We start from the raw sequence: 22,554 nt of genomic DNA, 5'->3' as shown, positions 1-22,554 counted from the left end.
TTATTTCCCAAAAGCGACCCAGTTGACTGAGTTGTCGGTACCGGTTGAGCCGACATTTAGGCGAAACGTTGCATTGCTCAGTGCAATAGCGGACGTTCCGTTTGTCCCTGGGTACGCAGAGGTCTCCCATGATCCGGTAATACAAAAACACTCGCTGGGGAAAGCTATCGGGAAAGGCGTTGTTGCTCCCTCAAGTGCATTTCCCCACTGGATAACCAGCCCGCTAAACCAAGTGGGGAAAACGATATAACCATTTCTGGCCAAGTTAGCGGAAAATCCCCAGCGCAGCTTCTTGGGGGTAACCACCACATTATCCAGCACGCCAGCTTCGACCTCTGGTTGAGTACCCACGCGCAGCACGCCGCGCAGTAGCTCGGTGGCATTGGCTGCAGCCGACCGTAGCGCCTGGAACACACGCAGGGCGGTCATGCGGCGAACATTGTTGGTGCCGGTTTCGGCGTCTGCCTGGGTGGCGGTGAGTGCGGCAGTAAGCTCGAAGGTGAGCGCGGTGGTGCCAAGCACGATGGGGCCGTTGGTGGTTAGCTCCCAGACGGTGTCAGCCAGTGTGGTGCCTTCTTCGATGGTCACCAGCATGCCGGGCGTTACCTCGGTGGACGCTTCGGCATCCGCAGCACGCACCCAGGCGCCGGCGGCAGCAACGTAAAGCCCATTGTTGGCGCCGGTGGCCTGATCTTTCGCTAATACTCGATCACCCACCGTCAGGGCTGCTGGCCAGTCGCCGCCGGACTGTGCCGCCAGGCCGCTGAGGTTGATGTTGCCGGTGGTTGTGTAGCGTGCGCTCTGTTTGCTGTCGCGGCTGTTCATTTCGGCGGCGATCAGCGCGTTGACTTCTGGCACGGTGGCGTATTGCGGGTGGGGATCGGCGGCGGCCAGGTGTGCGACCTGGATGGCATCGGCGTAGGCGCGCGTAGCCAGCACCACGGACGGGTCGATCTTGAGTTGCACAGCGGCGGTACTGGAGACGATGAGCACCATGCGCAGCACCTGGGTGCGGCCAGAGCCTTCAGTCATTTGCGGCTTGTAACTGGGTGGGCAGTTGGCCACGGCGATCAGGTCGCCGGCCACGTCATAAAGGCCCATTTCACGCAGCCAGTAGCCGCCCTCGGTTTCGGGGATTACCAGCTCGGCGATGATCTGGCTGGCGTTGGCCGGGTCGATTTTGAGCTCGTTGAGGTCGGCCTGATATGTTTCGCGCACCAGCGCCGTTTGCAGGCGGTTGGGCACGGGTAGGTTACCGTGCTTGGCTGTCCCGTCGTAACGCCTTGCAGCCTGCTGCCAGCAGCGCCGCAGAACAACGCCGGCCTCAGTGACGACAACGACTACCTGCAGGCCGCCTGGGCCGAATGCGCCGCCCAGGTCGACGCCGTCTACCAGTACCAGCAACAGCAGCCGAGGGCTGACCCGTGAACAAACCCAACAGCCTGCGCGAGCACCTGCTCGCCGCTGACCCAACCCTCGCGCAGAACCCCGAGCGGCTGCTCGTCTTCATCGACCAGGGCAACATCCGCGCCACGGCCGCTCCGGGGCTCTCGTTCGAATGGCTCTACACCCTCAACATCATCATCACCGACTACGCCGGCCACCCCGACGCCATCGCCATCCCGCTGCTGGCCTGGCTGCGCCGCAACCAGCCCGACCTGCTCACCAACATCGAGAAGGGCAAAGACGCCATCGGCTTCGAGGCCGACATCCTCGGCAACGACAAGGTAGACCTGTCCATCACCATGCCCCTCACCGAGCGCGTCATCGTCAAGCGCCTACCGGACGATAGCCTCGAAGTCACCCACCCGCCCGAGCCGGATTTCGGGCTATGACCGACAACCTCGCAGCACTGGAAGACTGGGCCGGCGCCCTGCTCGCCAAGCTCAGCCCCGCCGAGCGGCGCAAGCTCACCACCCGCATCGGCCGCGACCTGCGCCGCAACCAACAGCAGCGCATCGCCACCCAGCGCAACCCAGACGGTACGCCCTACGCACCGCGCAAGGCCAAGGCACTGCGCAGCAAACAGGGCCGCATCAAGCGCCAGATGTTCACCCGCCTGCGCCAGGCCAAAAACCTGCGCCTGCAGAGCACCGCAGATTCCATCGCCATCGCTTTCACCGGCCGCATCGCCCGTATCGCCAAGGTTCACCAGCGCGGCCTGCGCGACCGCCCTGGCCGTGGCCAGGCCGAAGTGCAGTACGCCAAGCGCGAGCTGCTCGGCTTCAACCACGCAGCCATCGAGCTGATCCGCGACAGCCTGCTCGACCACCTCACTCACTAGCCTCGCCCTGTACCGCGCCCCGCTACATGGGGCGCAGCGTGCGCCCCGCGCGCGTGAGCCGCAGCATCAGCGGCATGAACAGCCTCGCCGAACTCGCCCGCCTTATCGAAAACCTCATCCGCTTCGGCACCGTCGAAGCCGTCCAGGTCGATCCGCCCCGCGTGCGCGTAAAAACCGGCAACATCACCACCGCCTGGCGCCCCTGGCTCAACCTGCGCGCCGGCGAAGATCGCGAGTGGGATCCGCCCACCGTAGGCGAGCAAGTCATTCTGTTCAGCCCCTCCGGCAACCTCGCTCAGGGCGTGGCCCTCACCGGCCTTACCAGCGACCAGCACCCCGCCAATGGCGACCGTGAAGGCCTGCACCGCCGCACCTACCGTATTCGTCAACAGCAAGCCGATTGGCCGCATTGGCGACCCCCTCGCCTGTGGCAGCAGCGTCGCCGCCGGCTCGCCCAACGTATTCGCAGGGGGCTAAGCATGATCGGTATGAACGCCCGCACCGGCCGCACCATTACCAGCCAGCAGCACCTGGCCCAGTCCATCGCCGACATCACCACCACCCCGGTTGGCAGCCGCGTGATGCGCCGCGAGTACGGCTGCCACCTGGCCAACCTCATCGACTGGCCGCTGAACGCAGCCACCCGCCTGCAGGCCTATGCCGCCGTCGCCACCGCCCTGATGCGCTGGGAGCCGCGCATCCGCCTCAGCCGCGTGCTGCTCACCCCCGGCACCGTGCCCGGCCAAGCCATCCTGGACGTAGAAGGCACCGTCACCGACACCAACGAGCCCTTGAGCCTGCGCGTACCCATCAGCCTGGGGGCTGCCGCATGACCGTCACCTTTACCCCCATCGACCTCAGCCAACTACCGGCGCCCAACGTCGTCGAGCCCATCGACTTCGAGGCCATCCTCGCCGAGCGCAAGGCCTACGCCATCAGCCTCTGGCCGGCAGATCAGCAAGCAGAAGTCGCCGCCACCCTGGCCCTGGAATCCGAGCCGCTCACCAAGCTGCTGCAGGAAAATGCCTACCGCGAAACCCTCTGGCGACAGCGCGTCAACGAGGCAGCCTTGGCCGTGCTGCTGCCCTTCGCCAAGCGTGCCGACCTGGAGCAGATCGGCGCCCGCTTCAACGTCGAGCGCCTGGTTATCACCCCGGCTAACCCGAGCGCGGTACCGCCAGTGGCGGCCGTCATGGAAGAAGACGACAGCCTCCGCGAGCGCATCCAGATGGCCATGGAAGGCCTAAGCACCGCAGGCCCACGCAACGCCTACATCTTCCATGCCCGCAGCGCGGACGGCCGCGTAGCCGACGCTACCGCCATAAGCCCGGCGCCGGCCGAGGTGGTTGTCACCGTGCAAAGCAACCTGGGCAACGGCACCGCATCCGCCGAGGTGCTCAGCATCGTCGCCGCCTACCTGTCCGATGAAGACCGCCGCCCGGTTGCCGACCGCCTCACCGTGCAAAGTGCCGAGGTGCTGCCCTACCAGGTCAACGCCGTGCTGCACCTCACCAGCGCCGGCCCCGAGGCCGAGCCGATCCGAGCCGCCGCCCTGGCCAGAGGCCTGGCCCTGGTCAACCGACGTCGCCGCCTTGGCATGGAAGTGAACCGCTCCGCGCTGGACGCCGCCCTGCATATCGAAGGTGTGCGCCGTGTGGATCTACTCGATTGGGTCGACGTGGTCGCCACCCTCACCCAGGCGCCCTACTGCACCGCCTTCAACGTCTCGGTGGCTGAGTAATGGCCGCCCGCCTGCTACCCGGCAACGCGAGCGAGGTGGAGCGCCTCGCCGCCGACGCCCTGGCGCAGATCGAGCGCGTGCCCGTACCGCTGCGCGACCTGTGGAACCCGGACACCTGCCCCGTCGAGCTGCTGCCGTACCTGGCCTGGGCGTTCTCCGTTGATCGCTGGTCGCCATCCTGGCCCGAGAGCGCCAAGCGCGCCGCCATCCGCGCCGCCTACTTCATCCACGCGCACAAGGGCACCATCGGCGCCCTGCGTCGCGTGGTCGAGCCGCTGGGCTACCTGATCGAGGTGCGCGAGTGGTGGCAGGAAGTGCCGGCCGGCGTGCCCGGCACCTTCCGCCTGCTGATCGGCGTGCTCGACACCGGCATCGACGAAGCCATGTACCAGGAGCTGTCCTTCCTGATCGACGACGCCAAGCCGCTGAGCCGCCACCTGATTGGCCTGGCCATCGGCCTGGAAGTACGTGGCCGGGCATACATCGGCGCCGCTGCCACCGATGGCGAAACCCTCACCGTCTACCCATACGCCCCCGGCCCGATTGAGGTCAGCAGCACCGCCGTGCTGCTCGGCGGCGCCGCCCACACCATCGACACCATGAGCGTCTACCCATGAGCCAGACCTATTTCGCCATTCTCACCGCCGTCGGCGAGGCCAAGCTCGCCAACGCCGCAGCCCTCGGCAACCCGCTGCAAATCAGCCGCATGGCCGTAGGTGATGGCAACGGCAAGCGTCTGCTCCGGTGAGGGCGGGGCGCTCATGCAGCCGGCGAGCAGCGCCAGGCAGAGGCTGCCGCCCCCAATCACTAAAACTCGGGTCATTGCGGCTTATCTCCTGTTTCTGGATCTGGCTGGTGGCGTGCTGTTGGCGCACGTCGGCCTGTGCCGTTTGCATGCCCTGCTGGGCGACGCGCTGGGCCGCCAGCTCGTTGCCCATGCGCACGATGCTGGCGGCCTGGCGTGCGCTGCGCTGCTTGAGTTGGTCGATGAGCTGGGCGTCACGCTCGGCGCGGGCCGAGGCGGCCTGGCTCTGCTGGTAGGTACCCCACAGCAGCAGGCCAAGGGCGCCGAGCAGGGCGGCGCCGTAGAGGGCCTGGCGCAGGGTGGTCACGCGAAACACTCCCCGAGATACAGCAGTCGAAAGTCTTCGGCGGTATGCAGCTTGCGGACTTCGGCGAGTTCAGCGGCCATGTCGAATGGCCAATAGAACCTTTCGAACCGTCCGCCTGCAGCCTGGATCAGTTGCAACAGCACGTCGTCTTCAATGGACGCTTCGCCGGACGTACTTCTCGACACCGAGCAGCATGGCGCATGAGGCCTATCCGTTCTGGACGGGTGAGCGGTTCAACAAGGGCAAGCCGTCTGCCGAGCATATTAACCTGGATGTGAGCCACGCTGAGCTGCAGCAGGGCCGGCTGTGCGAGGACAGCATCTGGCGCCAGATCGTGACGATTCTGGATGCGGCCGACCGAGGCTGCGACCTGTTCGATATCGACGAGCTGCGGCGCGAGTACGACGCGGCGGCGTTCCAGAATCTGTTGATGTGCCAGTTCGTCGACGATGGGGCGAGCATCTTCCCGCTGAGCATGCTGCAGAGCGGGATGGTGGATAGCTGGGTTGACTGGGATGACTTCAAACCGCTGGAGATGCGCCCGTTTGGCTCGCGCCAAGTGTGGCTTGGCTATGACCCTGCGGAGAGCGGCGACTCGGCCGGCCTGGTGGTGGTGGCACCGCCGGCGGTACCGGGTGGGAAATTCCGCATCCTGGAGCGGCACCAGTTCAAGGGCATGGACTTCGACAGCCAGGCCAGGACGATTCAGAAGGTCACCCAGCGCTATTGGGTGACCTATATCGGCATTGATACCACTGGCATCGGCAGCGCCGTGGCGCAGTTGGTGCGCCAGTTCTTCCCAGGCCTGACGACGTTCAGCTACAGCCCCGAGGTGAAGACGCGCCTGGTGATGAAGGCGTGGCATGTGATCAGCCAGGGGCGCCTTGAGTTCGACGCCGGCTGGACGGACATGGCGCAGTCGCTGATGGCGATTCGCAAGACGGTCACGCCGGGCGGGCGGCAGTTCACCTACACCGCCGGTCGCAACGACAACACGGGCCACGCCGATCTGGCGTGGGCGCTGTTCCACGCTTTGCACAACGAGCCCCTGGAAGGCCAGACGGCAGCCAATACGGGCGTTATGGAGTTCTATTGATGAGCAACGAGACAATCACTGAGCTGCCGGCCGCCAGCGTGCCGGGCGGCATGGCCTTTACCTTCGGTGAGCCTACGGCGGTGCTCGATGGGCGTGACTTCCTGGATTATCTGGAGTGCTATGCCAACGGTCGCTGGTACGAGCCGCCCGTCTCGCTGGACAACCTGGCGAAGGCGTCGAAAGCGGGCGTCTATCTGCCGTCTGCCCTGGTGTTCAAGCGCAACGCGCTGTCTCGCACGTTCATTCCGCACAAGCTGTTGAGTCGGGCGGCCTTCGAGCAGATCGTCACGGACTGGGGGTGGTCGGGCAATCTGTACCTGGAGAAGCGCAACAACATGCTCAGGCAGGCCCTGGGGCTGTTGCCATGCCTGGCCAAGTACATGCGGCGCGGGGTGGAGCTCGATACCTACTACCAGGTGCGGGGCTGGAAAGACGAACACGAGTTCAAGCGAGGCAGCGTGTGTCACCTTCGGGAAGCTGACATCAATCAGGAGATTTATGGGCTGCCGGAGTGGCTGCCGGGCCTGCAGAGCGCGCTACTGAATGAGGCTGCTACGCTGTTCCGGCGCAAGTATTTCGCCAACGGATCGCACGCGGGTTTCATCCTGTACATGACCGACGCTGCCTTCGACGAGAATTACGTCAAGGACCTGCGCAAGGCGATGCGCGACAGCAAGGGGCCGGGCAACTTCCGTAACCTGTTCATGTACGCGCCGAACGGCAAAAAGGACGGCATCCAGCTGATTCCGATCAGCGAGGTGGCGGCCAAGGATGACTTTGGCGCCATCAAGAACATCAGCCGCGATGACCAGCTCGCCATGCTGCGCATCCCGCCGCAACTGATGGGCGTGGTACCGCAAAACGCCGGGGGGTTCGGTTCGATCCGTGAGGCCGCCCAGGTGTGGGCAGTCAACGAGCTGGAGCCAGTACAAGCCAGGCTCATGCAGATCAACGATTGGCTGGGTGAAGAGGTGGTGAGGTTCAGCCCCTACGAGCTACCCACCAGTGCCGCAAGCTGACTGCAACGCAGATGCACCAAGCCGCCCATGAGGCGGCTTTTTAGAGCTCAATGCCGGTGAGTTTCTCAATGTTCTTGCGTACGAATCCCTTGGCAAGATCTTTCACCAAATCGATGCTGATTCCACCAGCCGCCAGTGCTCCTTCCTTGGTCTTCCTCCAGATTTCTTCATCTCTCACTGCATCAACAAAGTCATGACCTGCCCAGGTCAGTCGCCTGAATAGAATGCCGTTCATGACGCCGTTCCCACCCATGTCAACGAGTCCTGCTTCGTCAGCGAGATCGTAGTGGTACTCGATCTCGTCCCAGCTATAACCCTCCAGCTGAATATCGCCTTCGACGAAGTGGTAGATGCTTCGGCCGTCCTGATCAATCTCCTCGAGTTTGAGTAGCAGCAACCGTATCAATCCCATATCTCGCTTCATTGCTTTCCCCAGATCAACGGTGGACCTCAAGTCTATGGGATCGGGAAGGCATTGGCACCCGGCGCGCGCCCTCGTCCCCACTCCACGCCCCCGGTCTAAATAGGGTGCTTTTTCTTCACCCCTGCGAGCCTCTCCAGGAAGCGCAGTAGCTGAGCCTCGGGCAGGTATGGGGGCCGATGGAAACCCTGCGAAACCCTGCACACAGGGCGTTTTTCAGGGTGCCCAGCTGCAACTGTCCCGCTTCAGGGATAGGGGCCTATTTTGAGAAAGAGTAATTTCCGCAATCTTGCAGAGGGACATGGCTGGAGCCCGCGCAATTCGGGGCTTTGGAGATTACAAAGAGGGGTAATCTTGAGGTAACTAGAAAAGTAATTTTTCTGCAAGAGCCTGATTTATAAGGATTTTTTAGAATCAGAAAATCACCTTTTAGAAAAGTAATTAGATTACCTTCATGTTACTTAAAGGTTACCTCTGCGGATCGATGGAAACGCTAGCGGATTCAATGCTTTGCGCCGTTTTCCACAGGCAGATTACAGAAATTACTCTTTCTACAGACCACCCCCAGTACCTGAGATTTTCCCAGGCGCTACAGGTGTGCGCGCATACGCGTTAGAGGGCAGCTTGTTACGCGGCTTGTTACGTTGGGTCGCGTCAGCATCAGCCGTCGGGTGGCTGGAGCCCTTGGGGAATATGGTGCCGGCACCAGGAGTCGAACCCGGGACCTACTGATTACAAGTCAGTTGCTCTACCAGCTGAGCTATACCGGCCTAAGTGGGGCGCCATTATATCCATTCGTCGGCCCCAGTAAAGCCATGATCGTCTTGGTTATTTTCGCCTCGGCTATCAGGGGGCGAATGTTTATGCACAATTGGAATGCAAGTTGAAGCAGGTTGCACAAAGGCTGTGCGATAGATCACTGTTTTTCGCAAGTGATTGTTTTCATTGATGTTGCGACGGCTGTCTAGAAAATGACCAGTTGTCGGCGAGGCGCTGTATCAGGTCGCCGCAGGCATTTGCCCAGAAAAGATCAACAGAGTTATCCACAGCTTCTGTGTGCAACTCAGGGGCGTTCGGCCAGCAGAAGCAGATTGCGCGGGCTCAGGCGGTATTCACAGAAATGCCCCAGACGCACCTGGTAACCCTGTTCCTGCAGATAGAGCGCGCGGTCGAGCAGCAGCCAGAGCTCGAGCGGGCGGCGGAACAGGTTGCGTACCAGTTCCAGGTTGCGCACTTCGGCCAGGCGTTGCCAGCCTTGTGTTTGCAGGCTGTCCCAATCTTGCTCGCCTGGTGCGGGGACGCCGCGCAGGGTGGCCAGATCGCGACAGAATTCGGTGAAAGACTTGTCGAACCATTCGCTGGCGAGCGAGGGGGTGGGCAGGTACTGGTCGCTGCCTCGCAGGCGGCGTTGCAGCAGGTCGAAGGCCAGGCGCCAGGCCATCGAGCGATCACGCTGGCGTTTGACCCGGGCCCCGGCGGTGACGGTTTCGCTCAGCGGCAGGCCGAGGTCGTCGCGCGACAGTTGCAGGGCGGACGCCTGCGCGGCACCTGACAATGGCTGGTACTGCGGCGCGGCGATGCGGTTGTAGCAGCAGGGGGCGACCGCCAAGTGAGCGCAGCCCTTGACGCTGGCCAGTTGCAGCAGGCGCATGTGCAGATCGCCGCAGGCATGCAGGGCTACCGGGCTGTGCTCCGGTTGTAGCCGCGCGACGGCATCTTCGGCCATGACGTCCTGGCACAGGTGCTGGGCCTCGATACCGAGTCGGGAGCTGATGGCGTTGCCGGCTTCGACCAGCAGTGGGTCGTATTCCAGGCAGGTGAGGGCCTGCCCGTCACGGGTCAGCCAGCGTCCCAGATGGCCTTTGCCCGAACACCAGTCGAGCCAGTGCCGAGGCGCTTTGGCAAATTGCAGGCAGGCGGCGAAGGCCTCGATCTGCTGCAACTTGCGGCCGGGAATGGCCGTGATCTGCTGGGCTGTTCGTGGTCTTGCGCTGATCAGTTGTGGCAACTGGCCGAGGTTGCTTAGCTCGCGTGCGCGCTGCGCCCAATGCGGGAAAGGTGCTGGCGCGAGGAGTGCACAGGGCTGGCCATGGTCGGCCTCGGCTTGTTCCAGCGTGCGGCTGCGCAGCCAGGCGGCCAGCTCCGGCCAGTCGGCTTCCCAAGGCAATTGCAGGCAGGTGAACGGCCTGGGACGCCAGAGCGCCTGATGCTCGACGAGAAAGTCATCGAGCACCTGAAAGCGCTCGAGCAGTGCGGTGCCTTGGAGGATGGGCTCGGACATGGGGCACAACGCGGCGAGATCTAGGAGCGGGAGTCATGTCATGGGCCGTCGAGCGTCGACGGCCCATGGTCATCAGCGGCCCTGGCAGGCGTCGACGCGCAGCCAGCGTTCCAGGCGGCGGAACAGCAGAGTCAGCACCAGGGTGATGAGCAAGTAGAAGAGGCCGGCGTAGCAGAAGAACAGCATGTACTGGTAGTTCTTCGCGGCGATGGTCTTGGCCATGCCCATCAGGTCGTACAGCGTCACGGTGTAGACCACGGCGCTGGCCTTGAGCATGAGGATGACCTCGTTGCTGTAAGCCGGCAGGGCGATGCGCGTGGCGCGTGGCAGGATGATGAAAAACAGTGCCTGCTTGCGTGACATGCCCAGCGAACGTGCAGCTTCCACCTCCCCCTTGGGGATCGCGTGGATGGCGCCGCGCAGGATCTCGGCGATATAGGCCGCCGTGTGCAGCGACATCGCCAGCAGGGTGCAGAAGAACGGGTCACGCAGGTAGGGCCAGAGCATGCTCTTGCGCACCGCCTCGAACTGCGCCAGCCCGTAGTACACCAGCGCCAGTTGCAGCAGCAGCGGGGTACCGCGGAAGAAGAAGATGTAGCCGTAGGGCAGGGCGCGCACGTACCAGTGCCGGGATGCGCGGGCGATACCCAGCGGCACGGCGAGAATCAGACCGATGATGGCCGAAAGCCCCAGCAGTTCGAGGGTGAGCAGGGCGCCCTCGAGCATCTTGGGCGTCCATTTGGCGAGCAGTTCCCACTCGCTCATAGCTCGTTCCTCGTGAAGCCCTGGCTCACGCGTTTTTCCGCCAGGTGCATGATGGTCATCGCCACGACGGTCAGGCTCAGGTAGATGAGCGCCGCCGCCAGGTAGAAGGTGAAGGGTTCCTTGGTGGCGTTGGAGGCGATACTGGCCTTACGCATGATCTCGTCGAGAGAGATCAGCGAAACCAGCGCGGTGTCCTTGAGCAGCACCAGGTACAGGTTGCCCAGGCCGGGCAGGGCGATACGCCAGACCTGCGGCAGGATGATGCGCCAGAAGATGCGAAACGAGGACAAACCAAGGGTCTGGCCCGCTTCACGATGACCCTTGGGAATGGCCAGCAAGGCGCCGCGCAGCACTTCCGTGGCATAGGCGCCGAAGCACAGGGCCAGGGCGCAGGTGCCAGCGGCGAAGGGCGACAGCGCCAGGTCGGGATAACCGAACGGCGCGCCCAGTGCATTGAGGCCGCTGACGGTGCCGAAGTAGACCATGAGCACCCACAGCGTTTCCGGAACGCCGCGAACCAGCGTGGTATAGAGCGTCCCCAGCGCACGCAGGGCGCGGAAGCGCGAAGTCTTGGCAATGGCGCCAAGCAAGCCCAGCAGCAGGCCGATCGAGACGGCAGCCAGCGAGAGCTTGATGGTCATGAGCGTGCCTTCGGCAAGCTGGTTGCCGAAGCCATGCAGGTCAAAAATCATGATCGTTAGTCTGGTCGGAGGCAGTGGTGGCCATCTGGAGCACCCGGTAAGCCCGTCGCACCTGCATCGCGCGGAGTAGCTGATTTGGCGGTGCCGCCCGCCTGAGGCGAGCGGCACACCGATCATCTACACCAACCGCGTGCCGATGGCTGCGTGCGGGCGATCCGGGATGCCCTCGCGGGGCACCTGGGTCAGGATCAGTAGATGCTGAACGGGAAGTACTTGTCGTTGATCTGCTTGTAGGTACCGTCGGCGACGATTTCCTTCAGAGCAGCGTTGAGCTTCTCGCGCAGCGGATCGTTCTTGCGCACGGCAATGCCGATCTTGTCGTTGTCGAAGACCGGCTCACCCTTGAACTCGAAGTCCTTGCCAGCATCGCTCTTGAGCCATTCCCAGTTCACGAACTTATCGGCCAGCACGCCATCGACGCGACCGGAAGCGAGATCCAGGTAGGCGTTTTCCTGTGTGTCATAGAGCTTGATATCGACGATACCGTCGAGGTTCTCTTCCAGCCAGGTGCCGGCGATGGTGGAGCGCTGGGCGCCGATCACCTTGCCCTTGAGGCTGTCCTTGTCGGTCTTGAAGTCAGCGCCTTTGGGGGCGATGAACTGCAGCTTGTTGGTGTAGTAGGGATCGGTGAAGTCAACGGCCTGCTTGCGCTCGTCGGTGATCGACATGGACGCGATCAGGAAGTCGAACTTCTTGGCGTTCAGAGCCGGGATGATGCCGTCCCAGTCGGAGGTGACCACGTCACACTCGACCTTCATCTTGGCGCACAGCGCCTGACCGATTTCCACGTCGAAGCCGGTGGCCTTGCCGCTGGCGTCGATCAGGTTGAAGGGAGGGTAGGCGCCTTCGGTGCCGATCTTCAGCTTGTCGGCGGCAACCGCGCTGGTGCCGAATGCCAGGGTAGCGGCCGCGGCCAGCAGGATCTTTTTATAGTTCTGCATTAGTTTTGCTCCGTGTTATCGATTGCTGGACATGAATTGTTTACAGCGTGCCGATTGCGGGTTGTCAAAAACCTGAGCGGGAGGGCCTTGCTCTTCGACCAGGCCCTGGTGCAGGAACACCACCTCGCTGGAAACCTGACGAGCGAAGCTCATTTCATGGGTCACCAGCAGCATGGTGCGACCTTCCTCGGCGAGTGCACGAATCACGTTAAGCACTTCTTGTACCATCTCCGGGTCTAGCGCCGAAGTCGGTTCGTCGAACAGGATCACCTTGGGTTGCATGGCCAGCGTGCGGGCAATCGCTGCGCGCTGCTGCTGACCGCCGGAAAGCTGGTTGGGATAGACGTGACGTTTGTCGGCGATGCCGACCTTGGCCAGCAGGGCTTCGGCCACTTCGATGGCCTCGGCCTTGCTCTGGCCGAGCACGCGACGTGGTGCCTCGATGATGTTGTCGAGCACCGTCATATGCGGCCAGAGATTGAAATTCTGGAAGACGAAGCCGATTTCGCTGCGCAGGCGGTTGATCTGCTGATTGTCGGCGGCGACCAGATCACCGTTCTTCGCGGCCTTGAGCTTGAGCTCCTCGCCCGCGACGAATATCTGCCCTTCGTGCGGGTTTTCCAGCAGGTTGATGCAGCGCAGAAAGGTGGACTTGCCGGAGCCGGAGGAGCCGAGAATGGAGATGACGTCGCCGTCTTTGGCCGTCAGGGAAATACCCTTGAGCACTTCGAGATCGCCGTAGCGTTTGTGCAGGTTGCGGATTTCCAGCGCGGGCGTCGCCTCGGCCATGGGATGAGATCCTCTTTTTCTTTGATAGCGCTCCGGCGTGCCTGGCCGTCCTGGCTGGCGGCCAAGCTAGCATAGCGTTTCCGTGACCGCCAAGCCGTTTGCTGGCCTGTGGCTTTCTTCACGGTCAGGGTGTCGCCTGGCTGCAGTTGCTTGTCGCGCAAGCGAAACAATGGCTCAGGACATTTGCCGGGAGCAGAAAGCAAAAAGCCCCAGCACGTGGCTGAGGCTTTTTGTAATCAATCGGTGGTGCCCAGGGACGGAATCGAACCGCCGACACGGGGATTTTCAATCCCCTGCTCTACCAACTGAGCTACCTGGGCCAACGGGGCGCTATTAGACGGATTTGGAGGATCAGTGTCAAGCGCAGGTTTGAAAAATATTTAATTATTTCGGGCGCTTAGGTTCGTGAGCGGAGGAAACGGGGAGGGCGGGCCGGGGCTGCGTGCATGGATATGCGGCGGTTGTCGCGGCTAAAGCCCCTCCCACAGGCATACTTATTCGCTCGGTGGCACGTAGCCTTCGGCCTGGGCGTATTCCTCGCCGGAGAGGAACTTGTCCATCTCGGCCTGGAGGAACTTGCGATCCTCGGCGTTCATCATGTTCAGCCGACGCTCGTTGATCAGCATGGTCTGGTGCTTCTGCCATTCGTCCCAGGCTTGCTTGGAAACGTTGGCGAAGATGTCTTCACCCTTGGGGCCGGGGTAGGGCGCGCGATCCAGGCCGGGCAGTTCCTGTTTGTATTTGCGGCACTGTACGGTGCGGGTCATGTCGGTTCTCCAGCAGTAATGGCTTGCGCCGCGCGTTTCAGCAGCTTCTTCACCGGGGCGGCGAGGCCCAGGCGCGGCGGGGTGGCGAGGTTATACCAGAGCCAGTCGGCCTCGGCCACGCGGCCGGGCTGCTCGGTGGCCTCGATCAGCCAGGGTTCGATGGCTAGCTGGAAGTGGCTGAAGGTGTGGGTCAGGCCTTCCAGTTCGCGGCGTTCGCCGAGGCTCAGTCGTTGCTGCCCGGCGAGGTCGTCGAGCTGGGCGAGATCGTCCAGTTCCGGCAGGCTCCACAGCCCACCCCACAGGCCAGTGGTCGGGCGGCGATAGAGTAGGATGTCGCCGGACTCGTTGACCAGAATCGGCATCAGGGTGCGTTTCTGCGGCAGTGTCTTGCGCGGCTTGGGGATCGGGTAGCGAATCTCCAGGCCGAGCAGATGGGCCTGGCAGCCGCTGCGCACTGGGCACAGCAGGCAGGTGGGCTTGCTGCGGGTGCAGAGAGTGGCGCCGAGATCCATCATCGCCTGGGTGTAGTGGTTGACGCGCTCGTGCGGGGTGAGGCGCTCGGCCACGTCCCACAGTTGCTTGGCCACTTTCGGTTCGCCCGGATAGCCCTCCTGCGCCACGTAGCGCGCCAGTACGCGCTTGACGTTGCCGTCGAGGATCGGCGCGCGCACGCCCATGCTCAGGCTGGCGATGGCACCGGCGGTGGAGCGGCCGATGCCGGGTAGCTCGGCGAGCGCTTCGACGCTGCGCGGAAATTCGCCGCCATGCTCGCGCATGATGATCTGCGCGGTCTTCTGCAGGTTGCGGGCGCGGGTGTAGTAGCCCAGGCCCGTCCACAGGTGCAGCACTTCGTCTTCCGGCGCTTCGGCCAGGTCTTTCACCGTGGGGAGTGCGGCCATGAAACGGTCGAAGTAGCCGAGCACGGTGCTGACCTGGGTCTGCTGCAGCATGATCTCCGAGACCCAGACGCGATACGGGGTGATGTTCTGCTGCCAGGGCAGATCCTTGCGCCCGTGCTGGTCGTACCAGGCCAGCACGGCGCCGTTGAATTGCTCGGGACTCATCGGTTGAACAGGCCCTTGAGTGCGTCTTTCAGTTCCGGGCTGACCTTGTCGCCGAGCTTTTCTTCCAGCTTCTCGGTCAGCTTGTTGCCGGCCAGGCGTGCGGCGATCTTGCCCAGGCCGTCCTGATCCAGGCGGCAGGCCTTGGCGCCCAGCTCCAGCGGGCCACGGCAGCGCAGCGGCCACTCGATGCCGACATAGCGCTCGTTGACCTGGCAGGCCGGGTCGGGCATTTCGCGCTGGTCGCCTTCGATGGTGATACCGACCTTGTAGTCGAGGCCGAGCACGCGCAGGTCGAGGTCGCCATTGCCACTGACCGCCAGGCCCGGTATCTGCGCGGCCAGATCCGGGGTGTGGGCCACACCGTCGCGTACGCTCATGCTGCCCTTGAGCTCGCGGAAGGGGGTGTCCTTACCGGTCGGCGGATTGCTCAGATCCTTGCGATTGAGGGTGGCGATGCCACGGCACAGTTGCTGCTCGAGGTTGGCATCGACCAGGACGCCATCGTTGAGCACGAAGCTGGCGTTGCCGTTGAGCGCTTCGATCCAGGCCTTCTGGCTGTTGCCACGGGTGTTGAACTTGGCATCCAGATCAAGCAGGCCGCGAATCGGCGAGGGCTGATCGTCCTTCTTGAGAAAGGGCTCGACGGGGATGCGGCTGAGGCGCTTCTCGATGCTGAGCATCGGCTCGGCCTGACGGACGTCGATGCGCCCGCTGCCGACGAAGCTGCCGCCCTGCAGTTTGCCGCGCGCTTCTTCCAGGGTGATCAGGCCGCCACTGCCGTTGGCCTTGAGGCTGACGTCGGTGAAGGGCTGCTGGTCGTAGGTCAGTTGGCCCAGGCTCAACGCCAGTTGCAGGTCGAGGCTGCGCAGGCGATCGATGGGCAGCACTTTCTCGTCGCTCCAAGCCTGCTGGGTTGGTGCGTTGGGCAGCGGTGTGGTGCCGTTGGCGCCGGCGTTGGCGATGCTTTCCTTGACCTCGGACTGGCGTGCAGCGGCGGCGCTGTCCTTGCTCTTGGGCGGCAGGTAGCGGTCGAGGTCGAGCTTGTCGCCCTTGAGGTCGGCGCGCAGTGCCTGTTGGCTGAAGTCACTGACCCCAAGGCTGCCGCTGTAGGTGCTGCCGTCGAGTTTGAGGTCGAGGTTTTCCAGCATCAGCCCCTTGCTGGAGCCATTCAGGCGGCTGACCAGTTCGAACTGGTTGAGGCTGTTTGCGTCACGCATGGCGGGCAGTTCGATGCCGATGCCGTCGAGGAATTCACGCAGGTTGAGTGAGGCGATGGAGATGCCACCGGCGAGCTTGGCGTCCTTGTCCAGCTCGCGCACCTTGAGTTCGCCCAGGGCGCGCAACTGGTTGGCGGAGAGCTTGAGGCCGTTCCATTCGGCGATATTGGCGGCCTGGTCGAGCAGCAACTGGCCCTGCGCGGAGAAATTCAGGGTCTTGCCCTTGAGGGGCTCGCCCGAGGCTTCGCCGGCCAGCTTGAGGTCTTCGAACTGGTAGCGCTTGAGGGCGCGGTCGAAGCGCAGCGAGCCTTCCACTTCACTGCGTGCGCGCAGCACGGGCTGGTTGGTACCGAAGAAGGCACTGAATTTGACCGGAATGCTGGCGCCTTCACGAATCGCCCCGGTTTTCAGCTCGATGTTCTCGACGGTGAATTGCTGGCCTTTCTGCGCGTCGTCGTAGTCGATGCGCGAGTTGCTCAGGGTCAGGCTGTCGATATCCAGCTTGAGTGGCTGGCTTGCGGGTTTGCTGGCTTGCTCAGTGCCGGGGGTGTCGGCCACGGCGGGTTGTTCGCCGGGCTGCGAGGTGTCTGTGGCGGCCTTGGCCGGGCGGCCGACGCCTTCCCAGTTGCCGTGGCCCTTGGCGTCACGCTGCAGGCTGAGGTTGAGACCGTCGACGCGGATGTCGCTCATCTGCACTTCCTTGCGCAGTAGCGGCATCACCCGCACGGAAAGGCCGATCATGCGCAGGTCAGCGAAGGGTTTGTCCGGCGTCTCGGCACTGGCCAGGGTGGCGTCGGTCAGTTCCAGGCCGAGCCAGGGGAACAGGCTCCAGCCGATATCGCCCTTGAGTTGCAGGTCGAGGTTGGCCTTGTCGTGCGCGATCTGGCGGATCTCGTCCTTATAATCGTTGGGGTCGAACAGATGCGTAAGGGCGAACAACAGCGCCACTACTATCAGCAGCAATCCGAGAAGGAAGAGGCCCAGGATCTTGCCGAGCGCTTTCATGGACGAGTCCTTGTTTCGATGGCTGGAATAACGGGCGCCGAGTATAGCGTCACAGCGCCCTGGCGACCCGCCCGCTAAATGGCCTGCGGCAGTCGAGCGCCTGGCAGGTGGGTAGGTTTTTGATCGATCCACTGGCTGGCGGTTCCGCGCGCTGGCGTTGCTGAAGTGGTCTAGGCTCAGTGTGCTGCGCTTGGTTTTGGCGATGCTTCGGGGTGTTGCTGCGGCGTGTTAAATCGACGGGCTCTATCATTCAATAGAGTCGGGCTTTCGAAAGTTGTCGAAATGGCGCTGAACGTGCAAAGAAAACTAAAAAATTCATGGGCGGCGCGGCGTTTTGTCGCGCCTTGGTGCTACTCTTCGCAAACTTTGGCGCCGGACCGTTGTCGCGTGCGCCTTTGTCTGCAACCACAAAAAGAGACTCTGCTATGACTGACGCCCTTGCATTGGACGGCGCCGCGGCGAAGCCTGCGTTCCTGTCTAAGGAACGTATCATCGCTCGACCCGGTTTCAACCGTTGGCTGGTTCCGCCAGCCGCCCTCGCTATCCACCTCTGTATCGGCATGGCCTATGGCTTCTCGGTATTCTGGCTGCCGCTGTCCAAGGCTGTCGGTATCACCGCTGCCACGGCTTGTGCACCGGAAATGAGCTTCTTCGAGCAAATCTTCGCCAGCAACTGCGACTGGCAGATTTCCATGCTCGGCTGGATCTACACCCTGTTCTTCGTCTTCCTCGGCTGCTCGGCCGCCATCTGGGGTGGCTGGCTGGAACATGCCGGCCCGCGCAAAGCCGGTGTGGTTTCGGCGCTGTGCTGGTGCGGTGGCCTGATGATTTCTGCGTTGGGCATCTATACCCACCAGATCTGGATGCTGTGGCTGGGCTCTGGCGTGATCGGTGGTATCGGTCTCGGCCTGGGCTACATCTCGCCTGTATCGACCCTGATCAAATGGTTCCCGGACAAGCGCGGCATGGCGACCGGCATGGCGATCATGGGCTTCGGCGGTGGCGCGATGGTCGGCGCTCCGCTGGCAGCGATGCTGATGAACCACTTCGCCACGCCGGAAAGCGTCGGCGTATGGCAGAGCTTCGTGGTCATGGCGGTGATCTACTTCATCTTCATGATGGGTGGTGCTCTGGCTTACCGCGTGCCGCCAACCGGCTGGAAACCGGCAGGCTGGACTGCGCCAGCAGCCAAGGCCAACAACGCGATGATCACCAAGGGCCACGTGCACGTCGATACCGCGCTGAAAACGCCGCAATTCTGGCTGGTCTGGGCCGTACTGTGCCTTAACGTATCGGCTGGCATCGGCATCATCGGCATGGCTTCGCCGCTGCTGCAGGAAGTCTTCGCCGGCAAGCTGATCGGTGTCGACCTGAGCTTCAATCAGCTCGATGCGGCTCAGCTCGCGCAGATCGCCGCCATCGCGGCGGGCTTCACCGGCCTGCTCAGCCTGTTCAACATCGGTGGTCGCTTCTTCTGGGCCTCCTGCTCGGACTTCATCGGTCGCAAGGGCACCTACTTCGTGTTCTTCGGCCTGGGCCTGGCGCTCTATGCTTCGGTGCCGATGCTCGCTCACCTGGGTAGCCTGGCGCTGTTCGTGCTGGCCTTCTGCATCATCCTGTCGATGTACGGCGGCGGCTTCGCCACGGTGCCAGCCTACCTGGCCGACCTGTTCGGCACGCAGATGGTCGGCGCGATCCATGGTCGTCTGCTGACTGCCTGGGCCGTAGCTGGCGTGCTCGGTCCGGTGCTGGTCAACTACCTGCGCGAGTACCAACTGAGCATTGGTGTGGAGAAGGCTGCGGCCTACGACATCACCCTGTACATTCTCTCCGGCCTGCTGGTGCTGGGCTTCATCTGCAACGCCCTGGTGCGTCCGGTGGCCGCCAAGTACTTCATGAGCGAGTCCGAGCTGGCCGCCGAGCGCGCCCATGGCGAGAAGTCGGCACCGGCTGCGAGCGAGCTGGAGTGGTCGGCTGACCCGTCGAGCAAGCCGCTGGTGATCGCTGCCTGGCTGGTGGTGGGCATTCCGCTGGCCTGGGGTGTGTGGATCACCCTGCAGAAGACCGTCGTGCTGTTCCAGTAACGCCGCGTTTCTGCAAAAAGCCCGTGCCGGCTCCGCGCCTGCACGGGCTTTTTCATTCTGGCCGTCCGACCATCGCCGGTAGCCGTTGCGCCCGCGGCACGCCTATAATGCTGGCCTTTTTCCGTTGGCAATTCGTGGAGCTGGTGATGGCCGAACGTACGGCATCCGTCGAGCGCAACACCCTGGAAACCCAGATCAAGGTTTCGATCAACCTGGATGGTACTGGCAAGGCCAAGTTCGATATTGGCGTGCCCTTCCTCGAGCACATGCTCGACCAGATCGCCCGCCATGGCCTGATCGACCTGGATATCTACTGCAAGGGCGACCTGCATATCGACGACCACCACACCGTCGAGGACGTCGGCATCACCCTCGGCCAGGCTTTCGCCAAGGCCGTCGGCGACAAGAAGGGCATGACCCGCTACGGCCACTCCTACGTGCCGCTGGACGAAGCGCTGTCGCGCGTGGTGATCGATTTCTCCGGTCGCCCGGGCCTGCAGATGCACGTGCCATTCACTCGCGCGGTGGTCGGCGGCTTCGATGTCGACCTGTTCCAGGAGTTCTTCCAGGGCTTCGTCAACCACGCCCAGGTCAGCCTGCACATCGACAACCTGCGTGGGCACAACACCCACCACCAGATCGAGACCGTGTTCAAGGCCTTCGGTCGTGCCCTGCGCATGGCCGTCGAACTCGACCCGCGCATGGCCGGGCAGATGCCGTCGACCAAGGGAACCCTCTGATGCAGACCGTAGCCGTCATCGACTATGGCATGGGCAACCTGCACTCGGTGGCCAAGGCGCTGGAGCATGTCGGCGCCGGCCGCGTGCTGGTGACCTCGGACGCCAAGGTGATCCGCGAGGCTGACCGAGTAGTGTTCCCCGGCGTTGGCGCGATCCGCGACTGCATGGCCGAGATCAAGCGCCTGGGCTTCGATGAGCTGGTGCGTGAAGTCAGCGCCGACCGTCCGTTCCTCGGCATCTGCGTCGGCATGCAGGCATTGCTCGAGCGCAGCGAGGAGAACGACGGTGTCGATTGCATCGGCCTGTTTCCCGGCCAGGTGCGTTTCTTCGGCAAGGATCTGGCAGAGGACGGCGAACGCCTCAAGGTGCCGCACATGGGCTGGAACGAAGTGGCACAGGCGGTGAAACACCCGCTGTGGCATGACATTCCCGACCACGCGCGCTTCTATTTCGTGCACAGCTACTACATCGAGGCCGGCAAGCCGCAGCAGGTGGTCGGTCGCGGTCACTACGGCAAGGACTTCGCCGCCGCGCTGGCGGAAGGCTCGCGTTTCGCCGTGCAGTTCCACCCGGAGAAGAGCCATACCCACGGCCTGCAACTGCTGCAGAACTTCGTCGCCTGGGACGGCCGCTGGTAATGGCCCGCACCAAGGTGCCGAGCCTGGCGCTGGAGCCTGCCCAAGAGCAGGCCGCGCTACTGGTGCTGCAGCGCTTTCTCGATGAGCGCTTCGAGCTGGAGTTGGGTACCTTCGAGGTGCAGGAAGTGCTCGACCTGATCACCCGTGAGCTGGCACCGCACTACTACAACAAGGCGATTCTCGACGTGCAGGCGCACCTGAAAGACAGGTTCGACAGCATCGAGAGCGACCTCTGGGCGCTCGAAAAGAGCTGACCCTTCTTTTTCGTTTTCAAGACTTGAGCAGGTTCAACCGATGCTGATTATCCCCGCTATCGATCTCAAGGACGGTGCCTGTGTGCGTCTGCGCCAGGGCCGTATGGAAGACTCCACCGTATTCTCCGATGACCCGGTGAGCATGGCTGCCAAGTGGGTCGAAGGCGGCTGCCGTCGTCTGCACCTGGTCGATCTCAACGGCGCCTTCGAAGGTCAGCCAGTCAACGGCGAAGTGGTCACCGCCATCGCCAAGCGCTACCCGAACCTGCCGATTCAGATCGGCGGCGGCATCCGTACCCTGGAGACCATCGAGCACTACGTGCGCGCCGGCGTCAGCTACGTGATCATCGGCACCAAGGCGGTGAAAGAGCCCGAGTTCGTCACCGAGGCGTGCAAGGCCTTCCCCGGTAAGGTGATCGTCGGCCTGGACGCCAAGGACGGTTTCGTCGCCACCGACGGCTGGGCGGAAGTCTCCAGCGTGCAGGCCACCGACCTGGCCAAGCGTTTCGAGGCTGACGGTGTGTCGGCCATCGTTTATACCGACATCGCCAAAGACGGCATGATGCAGGGCTGCAACGTCGAAGCCACCGCCGCGCTGGCTGCTGCCAGCAAGATTCCGGTGATCGCTTCCGGCGGTATCCACAACCTCGGCGACATCGAGAAATTGCTGCTGGCGCGCTCGCCCGGCATCATCGGCGCCATCACCGGCCGTGCCATCTATGAAGGCACCCTGGATGTGGCCGAAGCGCAGAGTTTCTGCGATTCCTACAAGGGTTAACCGTAGGGCGGGTGAAACCCGCCGCCACTGACGCAATCTTTATCGGTGGGTTGCACCCACCCTGCGGAGCTCCGTATGGCACTGGCTAAACGCATCATCCCCTGCCTCGACGTGGACAACGGCCGCGTGGTCAAGGGCGTCAAGTTCGAGAATATCCGCGATGCCGGTGATCCGGTGGAGATCGCCCGTCGCTACGATGAGCAGGGCGCCGACGAGATCACCTTCCTCGACATCACCGCCAGCGTCGACGGCCGTGATACCACGCTGCACACCGTCGAACGCATGGCCAGCCAGGTGTTCATCCCGCTGACCGTCGGCGGGGGTGTACGCACCGTGCAGGACATCCGCAACCTGCTCAATGCCGGCGCCGACAAGGTGTCGATCAACACCGCCGCCGTGTTCAACCCTGAGTTCGTCGGTGAGGCCGCTGCACGTTTCGGTTCGCAGTGCATCGTCGTTGCCATCGATGCCAAGCGCGTGTCCGCACCGGGCGAGCCGGGCCGCTGGGAAATCTTCACCCACGGCGGGCGCAAGCCGACCGGCCTGGATGCCGTGGAGTGGGCGCGCAAGATGGAAGGCCTGGGCGCCGGCGAGATCCTCCTGACCAGCATGGATCAGGACGGCGTGAAGAGCGGCTACGACCTCGGCGTGACCCGCGCCATCAGCGAGGCCGTGCGCGTGCCGGTGATCGCCTCCGGTGGTGTCGGCAACCTGCAGCACCTGGCCGACGGCATCCTCGAAGGCAAGGCCGACGCGGTGCTGGCCGCCAGCATCTTCCACTTCGGCGAATACACCGTGCCGGAAGCCAAGGCCTACTTGGCCAGCCGCGGTATCGTGGTGCGTTGATGCTGCATGTA

General features: G+C 63.2%; 27 protein-coding genes, 2 tRNA genes and 2 pseudogenes. 17 read left to right on the top strand and 14 right to left on the bottom strand.

The features are described 5' to 3' along the window. Positions 1–1,245 carry a phage tail protein gene (locus VC352_RS07700; RefSeq protein ID WP_322978985.1) on the bottom strand — a complete coding sequence of 415 codons (1,245 nt, stop codon included), beginning with the start codon at positions 1,243–1,245 and terminating at the stop codon, positions 1–3. Between the two features lie 12 nt (positions 1,246–1,257). Here VC352_RS07700 and lysC point away from each other — a divergent pair, with 12 nt between their 5' ends. The 9 genes and pseudogenes from lysC (at position 1,258) to VC352_RS07655 (ending at position 4,773) form a co-directional block, all read left to right on the top strand. Then, entirely contained in the window at positions 1,258–1,428 is a 171-nt protein-coding gene (gene lysC, locus VC352_RS07695; RefSeq protein ID WP_322978984.1) for an Rz1-like lysis system protein LysC, read from the top strand. Further along, on the top strand, positions 1,425–1,835 hold the full coding sequence (locus VC352_RS07690; RefSeq protein ID WP_416340110.1) for a phage tail protein: 411 nt from the start codon (positions 1,425–1,427) through the stop codon (positions 1,833–1,835). The genes lysC and VC352_RS07690 overlap by 4 nt, the downstream gene beginning before the upstream one ends. Beyond that, positions 1,832–2,284, top strand: coding sequence for a phage virion morphogenesis protein (locus VC352_RS07685; RefSeq protein WP_322978983.1), 453 nt, complete (start codon positions 1,832–1,834; stop codon positions 2,282–2,284). Before VC352_RS07690 ends, VC352_RS07685 begins: the two co-directional genes overlap by 4 nt. Positions 2,285–2,358: 74 nt before the next feature. Beyond that, positions 2,359–2,661, top strand: a pseudogene (locus tag VC352_RS07680) (phage baseplate assembly protein V); the annotation flags it as partial. Beyond that, positions 2,627–2,761: a PAAR domain-containing protein gene (locus VC352_RS07675; protein ID WP_322979008.1), complete on the top strand. Its 135-nt coding sequence runs from the start codon at positions 2,627–2,629 to the stop codon at positions 2,759–2,761. The pseudogene VC352_RS07680 and the gene VC352_RS07675, both read left to right, overlap by 35 nt. 2 nt (positions 2,762–2,763) lie before the next feature. Further along, complete coding sequence (locus VC352_RS07670; protein WP_322979007.1) at positions 2,764–3,117, top strand: GPW/gp25 family protein; 354 nt, start codon at positions 2,764–2,766, stop codon at positions 3,115–3,117. Then, positions 3,114–4,025, top strand: a complete 912-nt coding sequence (locus VC352_RS07665; RefSeq protein ID WP_322978982.1) for a baseplate J/gp47 family protein — start codon at positions 3,114–3,116, stop codon at positions 4,023–4,025. The genes VC352_RS07670 and VC352_RS07665 overlap by 4 nt, the downstream gene beginning before the upstream one ends. After that, positions 4,025–4,642, top strand: coding sequence for a phage tail protein I (locus tag VC352_RS07660; protein WP_322978981.1), 618 nt, complete (start codon positions 4,025–4,027; stop codon positions 4,640–4,642). Before VC352_RS07665 ends, VC352_RS07660 begins: the two co-directional genes overlap by 1 nt. After that, positions 4,639–4,773, top strand: coding sequence for a phage tail protein (locus VC352_RS07655; RefSeq protein WP_322978980.1), 135 nt, complete (start codon positions 4,639–4,641; stop codon positions 4,771–4,773). Before VC352_RS07660 ends, VC352_RS07655 begins: the two co-directional genes overlap by 4 nt. Here the strand turns inward: VC352_RS07655 and VC352_RS07650 are convergent. Together VC352_RS07650 and VC352_RS07645 are read right to left on the bottom strand one after the other, a co-directional pair. Next, complete coding sequence (locus VC352_RS07650; RefSeq protein ID WP_322978979.1) at positions 4,724–5,137, bottom strand: DUF2570 domain-containing protein; 414 nt, start codon at positions 5,135–5,137, stop codon at positions 4,724–4,726. The genes VC352_RS07655 and VC352_RS07650 overlap by 50 nt on opposite strands. Next, positions 5,134–5,280: a hypothetical protein gene (locus VC352_RS07645; protein ID WP_322979009.1), complete on the bottom strand. Its 147-nt coding sequence runs from the start codon at positions 5,278–5,280 to the stop codon at positions 5,134–5,136. The genes VC352_RS07650 and VC352_RS07645 overlap by 4 nt, the downstream gene beginning before the upstream one ends. 14 nt (positions 5,281–5,294) lie before the next feature. On the opposite strand from VC352_RS07645, the pseudogene VC352_RS07640 reads away from it, so the two are divergent. Then, positions 5,295–6,233: pseudogene (locus tag VC352_RS07640) on the top strand (terminase large subunit domain-containing protein); the annotation flags it as partial. After that, positions 6,233–7,252: a phage portal protein gene (locus tag VC352_RS07635; protein WP_322978977.1), complete on the top strand. Its 1,020-nt coding sequence runs from the start codon at positions 6,233–6,235 to the stop codon at positions 7,250–7,252. The pseudogene VC352_RS07640 and the gene VC352_RS07635, both read left to right, overlap by 1 nt. 40 nt (positions 7,253–7,292) lie before the next feature. Here the strand turns inward: VC352_RS07635 and VC352_RS07630 are convergent, their stop codons facing one another. The 11 genes from VC352_RS07630 to VC352_RS07580 all read right to left on the bottom strand — a co-directional run bounded on the left by VC352_RS07630 (position 7,293) and on the right by VC352_RS07580 (position 17,203). Next, positions 7,293–7,676 (bottom strand): DUF2513 domain-containing protein, encoded by a 384-nt coding sequence (locus VC352_RS07630; protein WP_322978976.1) that lies wholly within the window; start codon positions 7,674–7,676, stop codon positions 7,293–7,295. A 691-nt stretch (positions 7,677–8,367) separates the two neighbouring features. Then, positions 8,368–8,443: transfer RNA gene (locus VC352_RS07625), tRNA-Thr, on the bottom strand. Between the two features lie 293 nt (positions 8,444–8,736). Next, complete coding sequence (locus VC352_RS07620; protein WP_322978975.1) at positions 8,737–9,954, bottom strand: methyltransferase; 1,218 nt, start codon at positions 9,952–9,954, stop codon at positions 8,737–8,739. Between the two features lie 72 nt (positions 9,955–10,026). Beyond that, a complete protein-coding gene (locus VC352_RS07615; protein ID WP_322978974.1) occupies positions 10,027–10,719 on the bottom strand; it encodes an ABC transporter permease in 693 nt (230 codons plus the stop codon). After that, positions 10,716–11,411: an ABC transporter permease gene (locus VC352_RS07610; protein WP_322978973.1), complete on the bottom strand. Its 696-nt coding sequence runs from the start codon at positions 11,409–11,411 to the stop codon at positions 10,716–10,718. The genes VC352_RS07615 and VC352_RS07610 overlap by 4 nt, the downstream gene beginning before the upstream one ends. Positions 11,412–11,608: 197 nt before the next feature. Continuing rightward, positions 11,609–12,361 (bottom strand): ABC transporter substrate-binding protein, encoded by a 753-nt coding sequence (locus VC352_RS07605; protein WP_322978972.1) that lies wholly within the window; start codon positions 12,359–12,361, stop codon positions 11,609–11,611. Positions 12,362–12,376: 15 nt separating this feature from the next. Further along, a complete protein-coding gene (locus VC352_RS07600) occupies positions 12,377–13,150 on the bottom strand; it encodes an ABC transporter ATP-binding protein (RefSeq protein WP_322978971.1) in 774 nt (257 codons plus the stop codon). Between the two features lie 244 nt (positions 13,151–13,394). Further along, a tRNA-Phe gene (locus VC352_RS07595) sits at positions 13,395–13,470 on the bottom strand. A 174-nt stretch (positions 13,471–13,644) separates the two neighbouring features. Next, positions 13,645–13,917 (bottom strand): oxidative damage protection protein, encoded by a 273-nt coding sequence (locus VC352_RS07590; protein WP_013717633.1) that lies wholly within the window; start codon positions 13,915–13,917, stop codon positions 13,645–13,647. Continuing rightward, positions 13,914–14,981 (bottom strand): A/G-specific adenine glycosylase, encoded by a 1,068-nt coding sequence (gene mutY / locus VC352_RS07585; protein WP_322978970.1) that lies wholly within the window; start codon positions 14,979–14,981, stop codon positions 13,914–13,916. Before mutY ends, VC352_RS07590 begins: the two co-directional genes overlap by 4 nt. Next, positions 14,978–17,203, bottom strand: a complete 2,226-nt coding sequence (locus tag VC352_RS07580) for an AsmA family protein (protein ID WP_322978969.1) — start codon at positions 17,201–17,203, stop codon at positions 14,978–14,980. The genes mutY and VC352_RS07580 overlap by 4 nt, the downstream gene beginning before the upstream one ends. 425 nt (positions 17,204–17,628) lie before the next feature. Between VC352_RS07580 and VC352_RS07575 the strand changes: the two genes are divergently transcribed. The 6 genes from VC352_RS07575 (at position 17,629) to hisF (ending at position 22,543) form a co-directional block, all read left to right on the top strand. Further along, complete coding sequence (locus VC352_RS07575; protein WP_322978968.1) at positions 17,629–19,287, top strand: OFA family MFS transporter; 1,659 nt, start codon at positions 17,629–17,631, stop codon at positions 19,285–19,287. A gap of 146 nt (positions 19,288–19,433) precedes the next feature. After that, positions 19,434–20,027, top strand: a complete 594-nt coding sequence (gene hisB / locus VC352_RS07570; protein WP_159970776.1) for an imidazoleglycerol-phosphate dehydratase HisB — start codon at positions 19,434–19,436, stop codon at positions 20,025–20,027. Further along, complete coding sequence (gene hisH, locus VC352_RS07565) at positions 20,027–20,665, top strand: imidazole glycerol phosphate synthase subunit HisH (RefSeq protein ID WP_322978967.1); 639 nt, start codon at positions 20,027–20,029, stop codon at positions 20,663–20,665. The genes hisB and hisH overlap by 1 nt, the downstream gene beginning before the upstream one ends. Continuing rightward, entirely contained in the window at positions 20,665–20,919 is a 255-nt protein-coding gene (locus VC352_RS07560) for a DUF2164 domain-containing protein (RefSeq protein ID WP_275861311.1), read from the top strand. Before hisH ends, VC352_RS07560 begins: the two co-directional genes overlap by 1 nt. Before the next feature lie 40 nt (positions 20,920–20,959). Beyond that, positions 20,960–21,697, top strand: coding sequence for a 1-(5-phosphoribosyl)-5-[(5-phosphoribosylamino)methylideneamino]imidazole-4-carboxamide isomerase (gene hisA, locus VC352_RS07555; protein ID WP_322978966.1), 738 nt, complete (start codon positions 20,960–20,962; stop codon positions 21,695–21,697). 75 nt (positions 21,698–21,772) lie between these two features. Next, on the top strand, positions 21,773–22,543 hold the full coding sequence (hisF, locus tag VC352_RS07550) for an imidazole glycerol phosphate synthase subunit HisF (RefSeq protein ID WP_004374000.1): 771 nt from the start codon (positions 21,773–21,775) through the stop codon (positions 22,541–22,543). The last annotated feature ends 11 nt before the right edge of the window (positions 22,544–22,554 follow it).

The organism is Pseudomonas sp. C11 (assembly GCF_034683865.1).
GTDB lineage: Bacteria > Pseudomonadota > Gammaproteobacteria > Pseudomonadales > Pseudomonadaceae > Aquipseudomonas.
The sequence above is the reverse complement of the archived record's forward strand: the minus strand, read 5'-3'. Positions and strand labels throughout refer to the sequence as shown.

Excerpts from the sequence above, each read along its gene's own strand:
- VC352_RS07685 (WP_322978983.1), top strand. The coding sequence starts at position 1,832 with ATGACCGACAACCTCGCAGCACTGGAAGACTGGGCCGGCGCCCTGCTC.
- VC352_RS07675 (WP_322979008.1), top strand. The coding sequence starts at position 2,627 with ATGGCGACCGTGAAGGCCTGCACCGCCGCACCTACCGTATTCGTCAAC.
- VC352_RS07670 (WP_322979007.1), top strand. The coding sequence starts at position 2,764 with ATGATCGGTATGAACGCCCGCACCGGCCGCACCATTACCAGCCAGCAG.
- VC352_RS07665 (WP_322978982.1), top strand. The coding sequence starts at position 3,114 with ATGACCGTCACCTTTACCCCCATCGACCTCAGCCAACTACCGGCGCCC.
- VC352_RS07660 (WP_322978981.1), top strand. The coding sequence starts at position 4,025 with ATGGCCGCCCGCCTGCTACCCGGCAACGCGAGCGAGGTGGAGCGCCTC.
- VC352_RS07655 (WP_322978980.1), top strand. The coding sequence starts at position 4,639 with ATGAGCCAGACCTATTTCGCCATTCTCACCGCCGTCGGCGAGGCCAAG.
- VC352_RS07635 (WP_322978977.1), top strand. The coding sequence starts at position 6,233 with ATGAGCAACGAGACAATCACTGAGCTGCCGGCCGCCAGCGTGCCGGGC.
- VC352_RS07630 (WP_322978976.1), bottom strand. The coding sequence starts at position 7,676 with ATGAAGCGAGATATGGGATTGATACGGTTGCTGCTACTCAAACTCGAG.
- VC352_RS07620 (WP_322978975.1), bottom strand. The coding sequence starts at position 9,954 with ATGTCCGAGCCCATCCTCCAAGGCACCGCACTGCTCGAGCGCTTTCAG.
- VC352_RS07615 (WP_322978974.1), bottom strand. The coding sequence starts at position 10,719 with ATGAGCGAGTGGGAACTGCTCGCCAAATGGACGCCCAAGATGCTCGAG.
- VC352_RS07610 (WP_322978973.1), bottom strand. The coding sequence starts at position 11,411 with ATGATTTTTGACCTGCATGGCTTCGGCAACCAGCTTGCCGAAGGCACG.
- VC352_RS07605 (WP_322978972.1), bottom strand. The coding sequence starts at position 12,361 with ATGCAGAACTATAAAAAGATCCTGCTGGCCGCGGCCGCTACCCTGGCA.
- VC352_RS07600 (WP_322978971.1), bottom strand. The coding sequence starts at position 13,150 with ATGGCCGAGGCGACGCCCGCGCTGGAAATCCGCAACCTGCACAAACGC.
- VC352_RS07590 (WP_013717633.1), bottom strand. The coding sequence starts at position 13,917 with ATGACCCGCACCGTACAGTGCCGCAAATACAAACAGGAACTGCCCGGC.
- mutY (WP_322978970.1), bottom strand. The coding sequence starts at position 14,981 with ATGAGTCCCGAGCAATTCAACGGCGCCGTGCTGGCCTGGTACGACCAG.
- VC352_RS07580 (WP_322978969.1), bottom strand. The coding sequence starts at position 17,203 with ATGAAAGCGCTCGGCAAGATCCTGGGCCTCTTCCTTCTCGGATTGCTG.
- VC352_RS07575 (WP_322978968.1), top strand. The coding sequence starts at position 17,629 with ATGACTGACGCCCTTGCATTGGACGGCGCCGCGGCGAAGCCTGCGTTC.
- hisB (WP_159970776.1), top strand. The coding sequence starts at position 19,434 with ATGGCCGAACGTACGGCATCCGTCGAGCGCAACACCCTGGAAACCCAG.
- hisH (WP_322978967.1), top strand. The coding sequence starts at position 20,027 with ATGCAGACCGTAGCCGTCATCGACTATGGCATGGGCAACCTGCACTCG.
- VC352_RS07560 (WP_275861311.1), top strand. The coding sequence starts at position 20,665 with ATGGCCCGCACCAAGGTGCCGAGCCTGGCGCTGGAGCCTGCCCAAGAG.
- hisA (WP_322978966.1), top strand. The coding sequence starts at position 20,960 with ATGCTGATTATCCCCGCTATCGATCTCAAGGACGGTGCCTGTGTGCGT.
- hisF (WP_004374000.1), top strand. The coding sequence starts at position 21,773 with ATGGCACTGGCTAAACGCATCATCCCCTGCCTCGACGTGGACAACGGC.